At 71.8% G+C, this 16,661-nt stretch carries 13 protein-coding genes; 4 read left to right on the forward strand and 9 right to left on the reverse strand.

The genetic code is table 11. The annotated features are described in order from the left end of the window. Nucleotides 1-24: 24 nt before the first annotated feature. Both AWQ71_RS44330 and AWQ71_RS09210 read right to left on the reverse strand, forming a co-directional pair. Entirely contained in the window at nt 25-1,911 is a 1,887-nt protein-coding gene (locus AWQ71_RS44330; protein WP_067129739.1) for a sensor histidine kinase, read from the reverse strand. Nucleotides 1,912-2,103: 192 nt separating this feature from the next. Beyond that, a complete protein-coding gene (locus AWQ71_RS09210) occupies nt 2,104-3,363 on the reverse strand; it encodes an MFS transporter (protein WP_067129742.1) in 1,260 nt (419 codons plus the stop codon). Between the two features lie 82 nt (nt 3,364-3,445). On the opposite strand from AWQ71_RS09210, the gene AWQ71_RS09215 reads away from it, so the two are divergent. Further along, nucleotides 3,446-4,273 (forward strand): LysR family transcriptional regulator, encoded by an 828-nt coding sequence (locus AWQ71_RS09215; protein ID WP_067130421.1) that lies wholly within the window; start codon nt 3,446-3,448, stop codon nt 4,271-4,273. An 18-nt stretch (nt 4,274-4,291) separates the two neighbouring features. Here AWQ71_RS09215 and AWQ71_RS09220 read toward each other — a convergent pair whose 3' ends face one another. From AWQ71_RS09220 to AWQ71_RS09230, 3 genes are read right to left on the reverse strand one after another with little or no spacing between them, the layout of a single operon-like run. Beyond that, nucleotides 4,292-5,227: a YihY/virulence factor BrkB family protein gene (locus AWQ71_RS09220; protein WP_067129745.1), complete on the reverse strand. Its 936-nt coding sequence runs from the start codon at nt 5,225-5,227 to the stop codon at nt 4,292-4,294. Nucleotides 5,228-5,274: 47 nt separating this feature from the next. Then, a complete protein-coding gene (gene trpS / locus AWQ71_RS09225; protein ID WP_067129747.1) occupies nt 5,275-6,282 on the reverse strand; it encodes a tryptophan--tRNA ligase in 1,008 nt (335 codons plus the stop codon). 43 nt (nt 6,283-6,325) lie between these two features. Beyond that, nucleotides 6,326-7,642 (reverse strand): hemolysin family protein, encoded by a 1,317-nt coding sequence (locus AWQ71_RS09230; RefSeq protein ID WP_067129756.1) that lies wholly within the window; start codon nt 7,640-7,642, stop codon nt 6,326-6,328. A gap of 192 nt (nt 7,643-7,834) precedes the next feature. On the opposite strand from AWQ71_RS09230, the gene galE reads away from it, so the two are divergent. Beyond that, complete coding sequence (galE, locus tag AWQ71_RS09235; RefSeq protein ID WP_067129758.1) at nt 7,835-8,782, forward strand: UDP-glucose 4-epimerase GalE; 948 nt, start codon at nt 7,835-7,837, stop codon at nt 8,780-8,782. Nucleotides 8,783-8,817: 35 nt separating this feature from the next. On the opposite strand, the gene AWQ71_RS09240 is transcribed toward galE, so the two are convergent. Beyond that, nucleotides 8,818-9,963: a DUF11 domain-containing protein gene (locus tag AWQ71_RS09240; protein WP_067129761.1), complete on the reverse strand. Its 1,146-nt coding sequence runs from the start codon at nt 9,961-9,963 to the stop codon at nt 8,818-8,820. A gap of 93 nt (nt 9,964-10,056) precedes the next feature. Continuing rightward, nucleotides 10,057-11,508 carry an MDR family MFS transporter gene (locus AWQ71_RS09245; RefSeq protein ID WP_245658191.1) on the reverse strand — a complete coding sequence of 484 codons (1,452 nt, stop codon included), beginning with the start codon at nt 11,506-11,508 and terminating at the stop codon, nt 10,057-10,059. 28 nt (nt 11,509-11,536) lie between these two features. Here AWQ71_RS09245 and AWQ71_RS09250 point away from each other — a divergent pair, with 28 nt between their 5' ends. Beyond that, nucleotides 11,537-12,229 (forward strand): PadR family transcriptional regulator, encoded by a 693-nt coding sequence (locus AWQ71_RS09250; RefSeq protein ID WP_245658192.1) that lies wholly within the window; start codon nt 11,537-11,539, stop codon nt 12,227-12,229. A 102-nt stretch (nt 12,230-12,331) separates the two neighbouring features. Here AWQ71_RS09250 and AWQ71_RS09255 read toward each other — a convergent pair whose 3' ends face one another. Further along, on the reverse strand, nt 12,332-12,961 hold the full coding sequence (locus tag AWQ71_RS09255) for a hypothetical protein (RefSeq protein WP_067129775.1): 630 nt from the start codon (nt 12,959-12,961) through the stop codon (nt 12,332-12,334). A 146-nt stretch (nt 12,962-13,107) separates the two neighbouring features. On the opposite strand from AWQ71_RS09255, the gene AWQ71_RS09260 reads away from it, so the two are divergent. After that, a complete protein-coding gene (locus tag AWQ71_RS09260; RefSeq protein WP_245658193.1) occupies nt 13,108-14,190 on the forward strand; it encodes a helix-turn-helix transcriptional regulator in 1,083 nt (360 codons plus the stop codon). Nucleotides 14,191-14,224: 34 nt separating this feature from the next. Here AWQ71_RS09260 and AWQ71_RS09265 read toward each other — a convergent pair whose 3' ends face one another. Continuing rightward, a complete protein-coding gene (locus tag AWQ71_RS09265) occupies nt 14,225-16,423 on the reverse strand; it encodes a bifunctional serine/threonine-protein kinase/glutamate ABC transporter substrate-binding protein (protein ID WP_067129781.1) in 2,199 nt (732 codons plus the stop codon). Nucleotides 16,424-16,661: the final 238 nt, after the last annotated feature.

Consider the following 16,661-nt stretch of genomic DNA (forward strand, 5'->3'; position numbering starts at 1 on the left):
GGCGGCGTGTGCTTCCTCGTCCGTCTACCCGTCTGCGACGGGTAGCGAGAATGCCGAGGGGCGGTCGCCGACGTGGATCGGGATCACGATCGACAGCGAGGTGCCCTGTCCCGCCGGACTCTTGACCTCCATCGTGCCGCCCAGCGCCTCGACGCGGTCGCGTAGCCCGACCAGCCCCGAACCCAGCGCCGGATCGGCTCCGCCACGCCCGTCGTCCCGGACCAGAAGGCGGACGTTGTCGGCGTCGGCCCGCAATGCGACACGCACCTCGGAGGCGGACGCGTGCTTGGCCACATTGCTCAACGCCTCGGAGATCGCGAAGTAGGCGGCCACCTCCACGGCTTCCGGCAGCCGCCGGTCAATCCCCACGTCGAGCTCGACGGGAATGGAGGAGCGCCGGCCGAGCATCTTGAGGGCCGGCCCGAGACCCCCCTTCGAGAGGATCGCCGGATGGAGGCCACGGGACAGTTCCCGCAGGTCGTCCAGCACCTCTGTCAGTCCGTCACTCGTACTGGACAGCTGCGCCCTGAGCTCGGGGAGCTCAGCCGGGACATGGGCCTCTGCGGCGCGCAGCGCCATGCCGAGGGAGACCAGCCGCTGCTGCGCTCCATCATGCAGGTTGCGCTCGATGCGGCGTCTGGACTCGTCGGCTGCGGCGACCACCCGGGCGCGGGAGGCGGCGAGGTCGGCCCGTGCCTGAGCATTCGATATCGCCGTCGCGACGAGTTCGGTGAAGTACAGCATCCGTTCCTCCGCACCGTCGAGTGTCTTCTCGGCGCCCACAGCGAAGGCGATCACCACACCCCAGAGGCTTCCCTCCACGAGAACGGGGCAGCCGACTGACAAGGCGATCCCCTGGCGGCGGACCCACTCGGCGGCCTGTCCGGGAACCCGGTCGTAGCCGGCCATGCGGGCGGGGCGGCGCAGACGCCACACCCGACTGGAGACGCCGGGTACGTCGAGCGGCCAGCGCGTGCCGATGATCGCCCTTGCCTCGGCTTCGTCTCGGATGCTCCAGGCACCGACCACCGTCGTGTGGCCGGGCTCGTACCGCCCCACCAGGACGTAGTCGGCCGTCAGGATGCGCCCCATCTCACAGGCGACGGCATTGCACAAATCCGTCGCCGAGATGCCGCGCGCGACCAGCGTCGCCACACGGCGCAACGCCGCCTGTTCCTCCGCGATCCTGCGGTTCTCGTCCCGGCTCTCCTCCAGGGCGGACTCGACGGCCTCCCGGGCGCTTGCCGTCTGCAGCAGGGCCTCGATCGAGGTGAGCATCCGGTTGGACAGGCGTTGACGTACGGCCTCCGCCAGGTCGGCGGGGTAGCTGAGCGTGGCGACCGGGTCGCCGTTCACGCGCAGCGGAAAGGACACTCGGCCCTCCCCCGGAGCGACCGCGCCGCGCTCGATCACCAGGCCCGGTAGCCGCAGATCCTGCGCCATGCGACGTGAGGCGACGGGCAACACACTGTCTGGATCCGCGCTGCGTAGGAGAAGGTGGGCCAGGTCGGCGGCGAGGTCCGCCTCCCGGCGGCGTGTGTCTGCCTCAAGGGTCCGCGCGCGGGCGAGCGCCGCGAGCATGCAGCCCAGCCCAGCGGTCGAGTAGAAGACCAGCATGTGCACCCAGGCCCAGTTCTCCGCGAGCGTGAGACTGCCGAAGGGCTCAAGGTTGAAGACATTGAAGGCGATGCCGCTGATGAGGACCGTGGCCAATCCCAGCCTCAGGCCCCACAGGTACGAGGCTGCCAGGATGCCGACCAGGTACACGACGCCCAGGACTCTGCTACCCGTGTTGAACTCCAGCAGCAGGGACAGAGCGATCTCCGCCGTGATGAACAGAGCGACGAAGGCGATACCCCATCTGAGCGATAGACGGGTCGGGTGTATGGGCGGCGACGGTCCCGCGCGCATACTCGCCAATGTACTCGCAGCTTCATGAAAGAGAACGGGCGAGGGATCGTCCTTGGCAGCACTCACGCCTGCTCGGTCTCGCGCAAACGCCCGTGACCAGCTGGATGTCCTCCACCCGCTGACAGCGTCCAGCGTGATGGCGCCGCCGCGCCGGCCACACCTGGCCGGCGGGCTCGGGCGCGGGACGGCGGCTCAGCCCGCGGCCGCCCGCGCCCTGGCGCTCCCGGCCGCGTAAACGACCGCCGTCACGGCGGCGAGCCCGGCCGCCACGAGAAGCGGGTCGCCGAACCCTCCGAGCACGGCGACGCCGAGAGTGGCGCCCACCTGGCGGGCCGCGTTCACCGCCCCGCCGGCCGTGCCCGCCGTACCGGGCGGCGCCGCGGCGACCACGCCCGCCAGTAGCGCGGGGAAGCAGAACGACAGCCCGAGTCCGGTCACGACCAGCGACGGCCCGAGCAGGTCGGTGCGCGCCACCCCGGCCAGTCCGGCGGCGAGCAGAACCAGGCCGCCGGTGATCGGGGCCCGCGCGCCGTACCGGGCCACGAGGCGGCCGGTGAGCAGCGGGTTGACGGTCATCGGCAGGGTGAGCGGCAGGAAGGCGAGCCCGGCGGCCACCGGTGCGAGATGCCGCCCCTCCTGGAGGGTCAGGGTGAGCACGAAGAGCGCTCCGGAGAAGGCGAAGTTCGCCACGGCGCCGGCCACCAGTTCGGGCCAGGCGGCGCGCAGCAGCCCGCCCGGCAGCGCCGGAGCCTGGCTGCGCCGTTCCACCGCCACGAACGCGACCAGCGCCGCGGCCGCCACCACCCCCAGGAGCGGGGAGCGCCCGGTCACCGCCTGAGCGAGCGAGGCGAGGAAGGCGCACGCCGACGCCTGCACGGCCCAGTCGATCCGGCGCAGCCCGCGCGGCGACACCACGCCCCTCGCGCCCAGCAGACCGAGCGCGGCCAGGGGCGGGTTGATCAGGAAGGTCGCCCGCCAGCCTCCCACGTCCACCAGCAACCCGCCGAGAAGCGGGCCGAGCGCGAGGGCGCTGCCCGTCACGGCGGCCCAGACGCCCATCGCCCGCGCCCTCTCCTGCGGCCGGGGGTGGAGCTGCGCGATCAGGCCGAGGGAGCCGCCGAGGCAGAGCGCGCCGGCCACGCCGAGCAGCGCCCGCAGCGCGACCAGCGCCCCGAGCGCGGGTGCCAGCGCGCACAGCGCCGAGAGCAGGCCGAAGGCGGCCACGCCCACCCGGAACACGCGGGCCGCGCCGTACCGGTCGGCCACCGCCCCGCCGACCAGCAACGACGCGGCGAAGGCGACCGTGTACCCGTTCACCGCCCACTGCTGCCCGGCGAGCGAGCCGCCCAGCGTCGCGCGTATGTCGGGCAGCGCGATGGTGAGCACGGTGGTGTCGAGGAGCACCAGGAAGTACGCGAGCGCGAGGCTCAGCGAACGCAAGCGAGACGTCATGCCGGTCACCCTGCTGAACCGGACATCCTGCCTCAACAGCTCCCACCGGAAGCGGCGTTCGGGATATCCGTATGCTCGGGGCGTGGAACTGCGGCATTTGCGGGCATTTATAGCGGTCGCTCGGTCCGGCACCGTCACCGAGGCGGCCAACGCGCTGGGGCTGGCCCCCGCCTCGGTGTCGGAGCAGGTCCGCAGACTGGAAGGGTCGCTCGGCGTCGCGCTGTTCACGCGTACGTCACGGGGCATGCGGCCCACCGAGGCGGGCGCGCGGCTGCTCGACCGGGCCCAGGCCCTGCTCGACCACGCCGACGAGGTACGGCGCGCGGTGACGGGGGCGCGGCAGCGGGTCCGGGTGGGCGCGCTGGAGATGCTGGCGGCGACCCGGCTGCCGTCCGTCGTGCGGCGGCTGGCGGAGCGGCGCCCCGACATCGACCTGGAGATCGCCTCGCTGCCCCGCAACGTGCTGCTCGCCGAGCTGGCCACGGGCGGCGTCGACGCCGGGCTGCTGCTCGACTCCGGCCTGCGGGTCGGCGCGCTGGGCTTCCCGGTGCCGCCGGACCTGGAGCACCTGGACGTGGCCGAGGTGGCGTTGGTGATGGTCGCGGCGCCCGGTCACGCGGACCGCACCCTGCTGGTGACCTCGCCTGAGTGCTCGGGGCGGCTGGCCGCGGAGCGGGCCGTCGGCCGCGAGGTCCCGCGCCGGGAGCTGTCGAGCATCGCCATGGTCAGGGAATGGGCCAGGCAGGGGCTCGGCATGGCGCTGCTGCCCGACTTCGTCGTGGAGGCGGACCTGGCGTCGGGCGCCCTGGTGGCGCTGGACGTCGCCGCGCCCACCCTGGCCCTGCGGCTGGTCTGGACGCGCGGCCGCGAGGAGCCGTTGCGCGACGTCCTCTACGCGTTGAGCGCCTGACCCCGGCCGGGAGACGGCTCAGGCGGGGAGGGCGGGGGACGGCACGGGCGTCGGCTCAGGCGGCGGGCCCATCCCCGAGGTAGCCGTCCAGGCGGCCGCGTAGAGGACGACGCGGGCCGACAGGTTGATCCAGACCAGCATGCCCACGACGACGGCGAACGTGCCGTACACCGGGTTGGTCAGCGTGTGGGACAGGATCAGCGTCGCGAGCTGCTTGAGCACCCCGAAGACGAAGGCGCCGAGCAGGGCGCCGCCGAGCACGACCCGGAACGGCTGCGGCGCCCGCGCCAGCCACGCGAAGATGATCAGGAAGAGCACGAGGTCGGCGACGAGCCCGGCGAGGAAGCCGGTCAGCCAGACGGCCACGCCGACCGGTTCGGAGCCGCCCACGCCGAGCCATCCGGCGACCGTGCTGGTCGCCCCCACGGCGAACGCCCCGATGGCGGCCGATACGAGGAGCGTCACCCCGGTGAGGAGCAGCGCGATCAGGTCCCTGAGCTTGGCCCGCAGGAAGTCGAGCGGCGGCTCGCGGCTCATCCAGATCTCGCGGAGCGCGAAGCGCAGGGCGTCGACCGCGCCGAGCCCCGCGTACAGCAGGCCGACCAGGCCGAACACGCCCGCCCCCGCCCGCGCGTCGGCGATCCGGCTGATCTCCAGGCGGTCGGCGAGGCCGGGGAGCTGCTGGTTGATCGCGTCGGTGAGCGCCGTCCGCGCGTCGGGGCGCGCGGCGAGGACGAAGCCGAGCAGCGCGAACGCCAGCGCAACCAGCGGGAAGAAGGACAGGAACGCGAAGTAGGTGAGGGATCCCGCCAGCCGGCTCCCCGACTGCACCTCGTAGCGGTGCGCGGTGCGGACAAGGTGGTCGAACCAGGGAAAGCGGACGCGTTCCCGCTCCATCAGCCGGCGGCCGCCCGCCCGGACCCTCTCGACGAACCGTGTGATCCTCCCGAACATGACACCCCAGCCGGAGGACTACCCCGGACCGAGGCCCGGGGATCAGATCAGGAGGAGGAAGGCAGGAAACCCACGCGCTCGCGCACCTCGGCCATGGTGGCGCGGGCCACCGCGCGGGCGCGCTCGGCTCCCACGGCGAGCAGCCGGTCCAGCTCGGCGTCGTCGGCGAGCAGCTTCTCCGTGCGCTCGCGGATCGGTCCGAAGGTGTCGAGGACCAGCTCGGCCACGTCCTTCTTGAACGCGCCGTAGCCCTGGTCGGCGTAGCGGGTCTCCAGCTCGGGGATCGGGGTGCCGCTCAGCGCCGACTGGATGCGCAGCAGGTTGGTGACGCCGGGCTTGTTCTCCTCGTCGGCGCGGACCTCCGTGCCGGTGTCGGTGACCGCGCGCATGATCTTCTTGCGCAGCGGGCCCGGCTGCTCCAGCAGGTCGAGGATGCCCTGCGGGCTGGAGGACGACTTCGACATCTTCGCCGTCGGCTCCTGGAGGTCGGTGATCTTCTCGACCTCCTTCAGGATGTACGGGTTGGGCACCTTGAACGTCTGCCCGAACCGGCTGTTGAACCGCTGCGCGAGGTCGCGGCTGAGCTCCAGGTGCTGCTTCTGGTCGACGCCCACCGGCACCTGGTCGGCCTGGTAGATCAGGATGTCGGCGGCCATCAGGATCGGGTAGGTGAACAGGCCGACGCTGGCCGCGCTCTCGCCGTACTTGGCCGCCTTGTCCTTGAACTGGGTCATCCGGGCGGCCTCACCCATGCCGGTCTGGCAGGCGAGGATCCAGGCGAGCTCGGTGTGCTCACGCACGTGGCTCTGCACGAAGACCGTGCAGCGCTCGGGATCGAGACCGACCGCGAAGAGCTGGGCGGCGGCGATCCGGGAGCGGCGGCGCAACTCCTCCGGAGCGGGGTTGACGGTGATCGCGTGCAGGTCCACCACGCAGTAGAACGCCTCATGGGTCTCCTGCATCGCCACCCACTGCCGAACCGCGCCGAGATAATTTCCCAGGTGGAAGGAGTCAGCGGTGGGCTGGATTCCAGAGAGCACGCGAGGACGATCCATAGCACCTCATTCTGTCAGCACAACGGCCGTGCCCGTGACACGCTCACTCGGCCGTCCCGGACGCCTCCGGGGCCCCGGGGGCGGCGGGCGCGCGGACCACGCGGACGCGTGCGACGCGGCGGCCGTCCATCTCGATCACGGTCAGCCTGGCCCCCGGCGCCTCCGCCGTCTCCCCTGCCTGCGGCAGGTGCCCGAGCGCGGCCATGACGTACCCGCCGACCGTCTCGTACGGGCCGTCGGGGAGGCGGACGCCGGTCTCGGAGGCGAAGTCGTTCAGGTTGACCAGGCCGTTCACCTCGATGACGCCGGCCACGACGCGCACCGTCCCGGCCGCCTCGTCGTACTCGTCGCGGATGTCGCCGACCAGCTCCTCGACCAGGTCCTCCAGGGTGACGATGCCGCGGGTGCCGCCGTACTCGTCCACGACGATCGCCAGGTGGTGGCCCTCGTCCCGCATCTCGGTGAGCGTGGGCAGCACGCGCTTGGTGGCGGGCACGAGCTTGACCGGCCTGATCGGCACGAGTTCGCTGATCGGCTCGATGCGCCCGGTGAGCACGGGATCGAGCAGGTCACGAACGTGGACGAATCCGATGATGTCGTCATACGAATCGCGGTAGACCGGGAACCGGGAGTGCGGCATGGTCGCGGCCAGCACCGCGGCCTCGGCCAGCGGCGTGTCCGCGGCCATGAACTCCACCTCGGTGCGGGGCAGCAGGACCTCCCTGAGCTGCCGCTTCCCGGCCGTGAACACCTCGGCGATCACGTTGCGCTCGTCCTGCGTGAGCTCCTTGTGGCCCACGATGATGTCGCGGAGCTCCTCGGTGGTCATCGCGGCCCGGTCGGCCGAGGGGTTGCCGCCGAGCAGCCGGACCACGCCGTTGGTGGACACGGACAGCAGCCAGATCACCGGCCGGGACAGGGTCGCGACCAGGTCGAGCAGCGGCGCGAGCGCGAGGGACATCCCCTCGGCGCGCTGCCGCGCGAACCGCTTGGGCGCGAGCTCGCCGAAGACCAGCGTGAAGTACGAGATGGCCATGGTGACCACGGTGAACGCGAGCGGCGCGGCGACCGCGGCGGACAACCCCCAGCCCTCGATGACGGGTTCGAGCCGCTCGGCGAGCGCGTCCGCGCCGAGCGCGGCCGACAGCACGGTCGCGACCGTCACCCCGACCTGGACGGCGGACAGGAACCGGTTGGGGTCGCGGGCGAGCTTCTGCACGCGCGCTCCCCTGCGCCCCCGCTGGCTCAACCTGCGTATCTGGCTGTCGCGCAGGGAGACCATCGCCATCTCCGCCGCCGCGAAGAACCCACAGATCAGGATGAGCAGCGCGACGAGGGGGATGGCCACCGCGACACTCACGGTCGCCCCTCGCGGACGCGGGCACGGCACCCGTGCTCGCCGGCCCGCTCGCTACTCTCGCTCACGACTTCGTCCGTTCGCACGGTACTGATCGGCTCAGCCTACTGCCTGACATGAGACCCGTGTCTCACCTCCGCGGCGTAAGCTGGGAGGAGACGTACATAATCCAACAAATTCAATCAGGAGCCAACAGTGCGGCTGATGGTCACGGGCGGAGCGGGATACATCGGCAGCGTCGTGGCGGCGCAGCTCGTCGAGGCGGGGCATGACGTCACCGTGCTCGACGATCTGTCGACCGGCCACGCCGACGCCGTTCCCGACGGCGCGCGGTTCGTCAAGGGGTCGATCACCGAGGCCGGTGACCTGCTGGCCGAGGGGTTCGACGGCGTGCTGCACTTCGCCGCCAAGTCGCTCGTCGGCGAGTCCGTCGAGCGGCCGGGGCTGTACTGGTCGCACAACCTCGGCGGCACCCTCGCCCTCCTCGACGCGATGCGCCGGGCGGGCGTCGGCCGCATCGTCTTCTCCTCCACCGCCGCCACGTACGGCGAGCCGGAGAGCACGCCGATCCCCGAGACCGCGCCCACCCGGCCGACCAACCCCTACGGGGCGTCCAAACTCGCCGTCGACACCGCGCTGACCGCCTACGCGGGCCTGTACGGCCTGGCCGCGGTGAGCCTGCGCTACTTCAACGTGGCCGGCGCGTACGGCCGGTTCCGTGAGCGGCACGACACCGAGACCCACCTGATCCCGAACGTCCTCAAGGTGGCGCTCGGCGAGCGGGAGTCGGTCAGCCTGTTCGGCGACGACTACCCCACGGCCGACGGCACCTGCGTCCGCGACTACGTCCACGTCGCCGACCTGGCCCGCGCGCACCTGCTCGCCCTGGACGCCTGCGCCCCCGGCACGCACACCGTCTACAACCTGGGCAACGGCACCGGGTTCTCGGTGCGCGAGGTCGTCGAGGTGTGCCGCGAGGTCACCGGGCACGAGATCCCCGCGGTGTTCGGCCCGCGGCGGCCCGGGGACCCGGCCGTGCTGGTCGCGTCGTCGGAGAAGATCCGGCGTGAGCTCGGCTGGGAGCTCGGCCACACGACGCTGCACTCGATCGTGCGAGACGCCTGGACCGCCATCCGGTCGTAAAAACCCTGCTTCACGGGGGGAATTGTGATGGGATCTCACGTGTGAGAGTGGACGGGCTTTCTCCGCTGGTCATCCGGGCCGCGTTGGTGGCTCTGGTCCTGCTCGGCAGCATGGCGGCGGCCGCCGGCGTGGTGTTCGCCACCGGTGGTCCCCCGGCGGGCGTCACCCCCGAGCGCATGGCCAGGACCGCCGATCCGATCTGCGTCACCCACTGACTCGGCGGAGACCGCGCCGAGGCCCGGGGAAGCGTCCGGGCCCACCTCCGGCGCCGCTTCCGGCGTCACAGCAGGCGTCACGGCGGGCGTCACAGCGGGCCTCGCGGCGGGCGTCGCGGCAGGCTTCACGGCGGGCGCCACGGCGATCCGGATGGACGCCGAGTTGTTGGCCGGCCGCGGATCGCCCACCTTTCCGGCGTAGACCGTGGCCCGGGCGCCGACCGTGTCGACGGCCCGCCGCGGCGCCTGGAACGTCAGCTCGATCAGGCTCCTCGTCCCCGCGCTCATCAGCGGAAGCGCGCATCCCACGAACCCGGCCGCCTCCTGGCAGCGCGCCCCCGCCGCGGAGACGAATCGGGCCCGCCGCGGCTCCAGGAACACGTACGCGTCGCGCACCGTCTTCGGCCCCAGATTGCTCACGGTCGCCGTTATGGCGAACCGCCCGCCGGGCGGCGCCGTACGCGCCGCGGAGGCGAGCCCGACGGCGAGGTCGGCCCCCGCGGCGACCGGGGTGACCACTTCCGCGGTGTTGTTCTCCGGGTGCGGGTCGGCGATCTGGGAGGTCAGCTCCGCCTGGGCGCGAAGGGGGCCGTGCGCGGTGGGCCTTACCAGGCCGGTGATGACGACCTGGCCGGTGCCGGACGCGTGCACGTCGCGGGGCGTGCGGCAGACGACCTCACCGGTGCCGCGTCCGCGGCCGCATTCCCCCACGTTGACGTTGATGATCTTCACGTCTCTCGGAAGGCGGACGGTGAGCACGGGGAGCACCGCGTCCCCCGGGCCGTTGTTGCGCACCCGTACGTCGTAGACCACCGGCTGGCCGGGCTGGGCGGTTCGCGGCGACGCGGTGATCTCGACGCCGAGATCCGCCCCTCCCCACCGGGCCTCCGCGCGTGCGGCGTGCGGCGCTCCCGCGGCGATCAGACAGACGAGACCCGCGACAACCATGACGACCAGACGACCCATGCGTGCTCCCCCAGAAACGTAGGAGATCAATTCAATGGGGTGTCGCAGAGGCGCGGCAGCCCGACACGCCGTCCCGGCCGGAGGTCGCCTACATCATCCCACCTGCGCCAACGCCGCCTCCCCCTCGTCGCGTACGGTCGCGCTGCGGGTGATCTTGCGGTCGGGCATCAAGGCGAGCACGACGAGGGCGACGATCGCGCCCGCGACGCCGAGCCAGGGGATGACCGTCGCGCTCGCGGCGGCGTGCGCGGCGGGCAGGCCGTGCAGCGGCGCCTCGCGGGCGATCACGGAGCCGTACGCGGTGCCGGCCACGGCGAGGGCGACGGAGCCGCCGATCTGGCGGAAGAAGGTCAGGTTGGCGCTCGCGGTGCCGACGAACCCCGGCGGCACGGCGTTCTGGGTGGCCACGGTGAGCCCGGACAGCATCGGGCCCACGCCGAGGCCGATGAGGGCCATCCAGCCGATGAGCGCGGGCGTCGAGGTGCCGACGGTCAGGTTCACGCAGAGCAGCGTCCCCGCGACGAGGAAGAACGGCGCGGCCACCAGCCACGGCTTGTAGCGGCCGCTGCGGGAGATGAGCGCACCGGTGATCGCGCTGCCCGCGACCATGGCCAGCATCAGCGGGTAGATGCGCAGGCCGGACGAGGTGGCGCTCTCGCCCTGGGCCTCCTGGAAGTAGCGCGGCAGGAAGACCACCCCGGCGTACATGCCGAACGCGGTGGCGAAGGACGCGACGTTGACCAGCGTGTACGTCCGGTTGGCGAACAGGTGCAGCGGCATGATCGGCTGCGCGGCCCGCCGCTCGACCAGCACGAACACGACAACGAGCACGGCGGACGCGGCGATCGGGCCGAGGACGGAGCCGCTGGTCCAGGAGTTGCCGTCCAGCCCCTTCTCGGTCAGGCCGATGAGCAGTGAGCTGATGGCGGCGGTGAAGACGGCGATGCCGAGGTAGTCGGGCCGGGCTCCTCCCGTGCCGCCGGGGCGGTGCGGCAGCCGGAGCCAGATGATGGCGAGCAGCGCGACGCCGATGGGGACGTTGACGTAGAACGCCCAGCGCCAGCTCGCGTGGTCGGTGAACAGTCCGCCGAGGAACGGCCCGGCGATGTAGCTCAACGCCATCACACTGCCGAGCGCGCCCTGCACCTTGCCGCCGCGCTCGCGTGGGAAGAGGTCGACGACCAGCGCGAGGGAGAGCGGCAGCAGCGCCCCCGCGCCGAGGCCCTGCAGGCCGCGGAACGCGATGAGCTGGCCCATGTCCTGCGCGACCCCGCTCAGCGCGGAGCCCACCAGGAAGATCGCCACGCCGACCAGCATGAGGGGCTTCCTGCCGTACGCGTCGGAGAGCCGGCCGTACAGGGGGACGGTCACGGTGGACGTGAGCAGGTACGCGGTCACGACCCACGTGTACAACCGGGCGCCGCCGAGTTCGGCGGTGATCCGGGGCAGCGCGGTGCCGACGATCGTCTGGTCGAGCATCGCGAGGAACATGCCGCCGAGAACGGCGAACAGCAGTAATCCGTTCTTGTTTGTGTCTGTCTTCACATGTTGAAGATGACATGTAAGGAGTAACATGTCAACGCGCAGATATAGTGAGCCCATGTCGCTGCGTATCGCGCTCCTCGGCCTGCTGTCCGTCTCCGGCCCGGCCAGCGGGTACGACCTGACCAAGCGATTCGAGACGTCGCTCGCCCACGTGTGGCAGGCCGGGCACAGTCAGATCTATCCGGAACTCGGCAAGATGGCGGCCGACGGGCTGATCACGGTCGAGGCCGAGGGCGCGCGCGGCCGGAAGATCTACACGATCACGCCCGACGGCCGGAGCGAGCTACACCGCTGGCTCACCGAATACACCCCGACGACCGCGCCACGCAGCGAGATCGCGCTCCAGGCGTTCCTGACCCCGCTGCTGGACGCCGAGGAGGCCGTCGCGCTGGTGGAGCGCCTGAAGGCGAACTTCGAGAACCGGCTCCAGGAACTGCTGGCCGTGCGGGGCCTCGGAAAAGAGCCTGGATACGGCCGGTACGCCCTGGATCTCGGCATCCGCCAGGCCCGGATGGCGGTGGGGTGGGCCGCCGACACGATCGCCGACCTCAAGAAATCCGCGCCGTCGGACGCGGACGCCGGCCACGCGACCCGCGCGCCGGAAACCCCGGAAACCCGGGAACTCTCGGAAATCCGGGGAAACCGGGAAAACCGGGAAAGCCCGGCCCCGTCGGACCGCCGGGAAAGCGGCGGAAAGACCGCGGCCGCGGAAGCGGAATAGCAGGAAAACGGCCGAAGCCGCGCCGGCCGGAACATTCGTGCTGTTCCAGTCGGCGCGGCCCGGATTTCACGCCGGGTTCTCCACTCGGAGATCAGCCGGTCGTCACTTCGGGTAGTGGCAGATGGTTCCCCCGCAGTTGGTGCTGCCCCCGCCACCGCCGACCGGCGGCACGAAGCTGCTGTACGGCATCACGGTGCCGTTGGGCATGACGATGTCGGTCGCGGCGGCGTCGTCGTTGCTGGAGGCGATGGCCTGGTAGATCTCCCAGACCTTCTTGGCGAACGCGAAGACCTGCCCCCAGTCGATGCCGTTGTTCCAGTGGACGATCTGCACGGCGTAGGTCCGCGACGCGATGTCCCGCGACACCTGGCCGCTCCAGTTCTCGGTGCGCTTGGAATAGCCGAAGGCGGTGCCGTTCACGCCCCAGCAGTCGCCTCCCACCTCGGCCAGCGCGCCGCCGTCGCGGTCCATGAGCACGGCCTTGGCGCACAGGCGCACGCCGGTCAGCCAGACCCCCGACTCCACGGTCGACGTGCCCTGGACGGTGCCGTCGTCATAGACGGCCACGGTGGTGTCGATGGTCTTGTTCTGGTTGTTGTTGTGCCAGGAGTGTTTGCTGTTCTGCGCGACGACGGTGGCCGCGTGCGCCGCCGGCGTCAGCACGCTCAGCCCGGCCAGCGCGGTCACGACCGCCACCAGGCCGCCGAGCAGCCTCCTGGTCAGGGCGCTCATGCCCGCACGAGATCTCGGGGCATTCTGGGGGGTGAGGGATCGCAAGGCATCCTCCCTAGGTATGGATCAACTCCCCCACTATCGAGTCTTCTATTTCATCCGCGCGATGGGGGAAATTGCGTATAGACCGCCCCTACTATGATCTTGTGGCTCTGGGCGCATCCGATGTCAAACGTCTGTTGGACGCGCTGCGCGAATGTGAGCGCGTGCCCGGCGAAGAGGCGTTCCCGCAGTTATTGACCGTCGTTTCCAGTGTGGTGGCCGCCGACATCGTCGCGATCAAAACCGTGAACCCGCGCGGCCGCCATTTCGACCATCACCTGCATCCCCGGGTGGACGTCGGCACCGACCTGGGAGGCGCGCTGGCCCGGCTCTTCTTCCAGCACCCGCTGCTCGGGCACGTACGCCAGGCCGTGGGAAACGGCGGCCCGATCCGGCTCAGCGACGTGGTGCCCCGCGGCGCCTGGCACGGCCACGCGCTTTATCAGGAGTTCTATCGGCCGCAGGGCATCGAGCATCAGATGATGTGCGTGCTGAACGTCTATCACGGCACGATCACCTGCCTCGGGCTCAACCGCACCGGCGGCGACTTCAGCGACACCGACCGGGAGCTCCTGGAGCTGGCCCAGCCCTATCTGGCCGCCTTCCTCCGTGCCAGGCACGCGACCTCCTGGCTGGAGGCGGCGCTGGCCACCCTGGACGGCGCCGACGGCAGCGCCCACGGACTGGTGCTCCTGGGCCCGCACGCGACGATCAGCGCCATCAATCGCGCCGCCCGCGTGCTTCTGGCCGCCTACTTCACCGGCCCGGCGAGCGAAGGCCGCGTGCTCCCCGGCGAACTCGCCGCCTGGCTGGCCGCGCGGCACCGGCCGTCCGACCCGACGGCGCCCTTCCTCGCCACCGACTACGTGACCGAGCGGGGCGGCCGGCGCCTGACGATCCGGCTCTTCCCCCACGGCGCGTGCGGGGCGCTGCTGCTCACCGAATCCGCGCCCCACCTCACCACGCCGCTGACCGCCCGCGAATCCGAGGTGTTCTGGCTCGTCGCGCACGGCCGTACCAACGTCCAGGCCGCGCGCACGCTGCGGATCAGCCCGCGGACCGTGGAGAAACACCTCACCAACATCTACGCGAAGCTCGGCGTCGCCAGCCGTACCGAGGCGGCCCTCCGCCTCTTCGGCCAGACCGGGGCCCCCGACGTGGCGGACACCCGCGTCCCCCCACCCTGATCGCCCGGCGAAGCCGCGGCGCACGGATCGACGCTCAGGAGCCGCAGGTGAGGGGCGCGGGAAGTTTGTCCTCGGCGTCGAAGTCGACGTCCCCGAAATGCCGCTCAAGCAGCTTCTTCAGCGTGCCGTCGGCGTACATGCGGGAGATCGCCGCCTGGACGGCCTCGCACGTGCGGGCGTCTCCCTTGGGCATGCCGACGACATAGCGCTGGTCGGTCAGCTTGAGACCCGCCACGGCGAGCCGGAGGCCGCGCACCCGGTTGGCGAACCCCGCCAGGATCAGGTCGTCTCCCGGTACGGCGTCCACCTGGCCGGTGACGAGCTTGTCCATGCAGGTCGCGTAGTTGTCGGCGGCGACCGGCTCCACGTCGACCCGGTCCTGGATGAGCGCGACCGACTGGCTGCCGCTCGGGGCGCACACGCGCTTGCCCGCCAGGTCCTCGATCCGCCGGATCGGCGAGCCCTTCGGCACCAGCACGTCGGTGTGCGCCACGTAGTACGGCCCGGCGAAGCCGACCGGATCCGCCCCGTTGTCGTCGTACGCGTAGGTCGCGACGACGAGGTCGACGTCCTGGCCGGTCAGCACCTTGGCCCGCTCGGCCCGGCCGATCCTCTTGAACGTGACCCCGCCGGCCCGTACCCCGAGCTCGGTCGCGATGTACTTCGCCACGTCCACGTCGAAGCCGGCGAAGGAGCCGTCGCTCCCGCCGAGTCCGACCCCGGGGAGGTCGCCCTTCACCCCGATGGTCAGCCTGCCCGTCTGCAGCGCCTTGTCCACGACGGAGGAGGAGGTTGCGGCGGCCGACGAGCCGCGCGCACCGCCCCCGCCCGTCGACGTCGGATCCGGCAGGCCGGAGTCGCCTCTCAGATACACGGCCGTCAGCGTCCCGCCCGCGACAAGTGCGGCGGCCGCCGCCAGGACCGCGACGATCAACCGCCCGCGGCGGCGACGCCGCCCCGCGCCGGCGGGGTGCGTTTCGCCGTCATTCCCCACATCCTGGCGACCGGCGTCGTGGCGTCCGGGGTCCGATGAGCCGGTCCGGTGGGTCGCCCAGGTCTCCGTGCTCCACGTGTGGACGTCCCGCACGTAGATGTCCTGGGCCAGCTCCCGCCCAGGAGGTAGGTCCGGGGCGTGCGGCTCCTCCATGTCCCGCCCCCGCGCGCCCCCCGCGGGGCCGTCCCCTGGCCCGGCCTCCCACGCCTGGGGCGCCGGTTCATCGGGGGCGTGTTCCCGGCTGATCCGGGATTCGCGCTCCGGCAACCGGCTTTCGCCGGATCGGGAGGCGCGAGACCGGGGCGCGCTCCCGGGGCTCTCCCCGGTCGCCGCCACCTGGGGCAGCCGCATCTCCCGGGTGATCTCGCCCGGCTCCGGGGCGGCCGCGGTGGCCCCCTCGGACAGCACGACGGTGGACGCGTCCCCCGACTCGGGACGGCCGAGCAGGCGCAGCAGGATGCTGTCCGCCGTCGGCCGGGCGGCGGGAAGCTTGTTCAGGCAGGAGCGCACCACGCCGCGCAGCGGCTCGGGCAGCATGCTCACGTCGATGTCGTGGTTGAGCACGCGGTTGAGCACGACCGCGATCGAGTCGCCGCCGAACGCCACCGCGCCCGTGGCCGCGTACGCGATGGTCGACGCCCAGGCGAAGACGTCGGAGGGCGGCCCCACCATGTCACCCGAGATCTGCTCCGGGGACATGTAGGCCGGTGTGCCGATGGCGCGACTGGTGATCGTCCCGGTCGAGTCGATGATCCGCGCGATGCCGAAGTCGACCACGCGTGGCCCGTCGGGGGCGAGCAGCACGTTGTCCGGCTTGAAGTCCCGGTGGACGATGCCCGCGTGGTGGATCGCCGTCAGCGCGGTCGCGGTGCCCACGGCGAGCCGCTCCAGCGCGGGCCCGCTGATCGGCCCGTTCTCCTCCACGACCTCACGCAGCGACCGCCCGTCGATGTACTCGCTCGCGATGTACGGCGTGTCGCCTTCGAGGTCGGCCGCGATCACACGGGCGGTGCAGAAGCTCGCGACCCGCTCGGCGGCCCGCAGCTCGCGGCCGAACCTGGAGCGCGCCATCGCGTCGCCGCTGAACTTGATGTGCAGCAGCTTGACCGCCACCGGCTCCCCGGACTCGCCGTGGCCCAGGTAGACCACGCCCTGTCCGCCCTCGCCGACGCGCCCGGACAGCACGAACGGCCCGAGCCGGAGCGGGTCCCCCGGGCCGAGCGGCGCGACGTTCGGCATCCAAAGCCCCCACGATTCGGCAAAGTTTCGACCAACAGAACTTTACGGCTCCCATGACCGTTTCCCAGCCCCCCGATACCGTGCCGTGACCAGGCCCGCGGCCCCCGCCCCACGACCACGCCGGCCACGCTCGGCGTGAAGGGCGTGCCGAGCCCCTTCACCACGCGGGCGGCAAGGGCGTGCCGAACGCGCCCCTGCGACAGCGAGGGACACGCCCACGCCCCGGAAACGACGAAGG

The sequence above is a fragment of the Microtetraspora malaysiensis genome (assembly GCF_001528665.1).
Classification (GTDB): Bacteria; Actinomycetota; Actinomycetes; order Streptosporangiales; family Streptosporangiaceae; genus Microtetraspora_A; species Microtetraspora_A malaysiensis.

What these genes read in the sequence shown, in the direction of transcription:
- trpS (WP_067129747.1), bottom strand. Translation starts at nt 6,282, where the DNA reads ATGGATCGTCCTCGCGTGCTCTCTGGAATCCAGCCCACCGCTGACTCC.
- AWQ71_RS09220 (WP_067129745.1), bottom strand. Translation starts at nt 5,227, where the DNA reads ATGTTCGGGAGGATCACACGGTTCGTCGAGAGGGTCCGGGCGGGCGGC.
- AWQ71_RS09265 (WP_067129781.1), bottom strand. Translation starts at nt 16,423, where the DNA reads ATGCCGAACGTCGCGCCGCTCGGCCCGGGGGACCCGCTCCGGCTCGGG.
- AWQ71_RS09240 (WP_067129761.1), bottom strand. Translation starts at nt 9,963, where the DNA reads ATGGGTCGTCTGGTCGTCATGGTTGTCGCGGGTCTCGTCTGTCTGATC.
- AWQ71_RS44330 (WP_067129739.1), bottom strand. Translation starts at nt 1,911, where the DNA reads ATGCGCGCGGGACCGTCGCCGCCCATACACCCGACCCGTCTATCGCTC.
- AWQ71_RS09210 (WP_067129742.1), bottom strand. Translation starts at nt 3,363, where the DNA reads ATGACGTCTCGCTTGCGTTCGCTGAGCCTCGCGCTCGCGTACTTCCTG.
- AWQ71_RS09255 (WP_067129775.1), bottom strand. Translation starts at nt 12,961, where the DNA reads ATGAGCGCCCTGACCAGGAGGCTGCTCGGCGGCCTGGTGGCGGTCGTG.
- AWQ71_RS09250 (WP_245658192.1), top strand. Translation starts at nt 11,537, where the DNA reads ATGTCAACGCGCAGATATAGTGAGCCCATGTCGCTGCGTATCGCGCTC.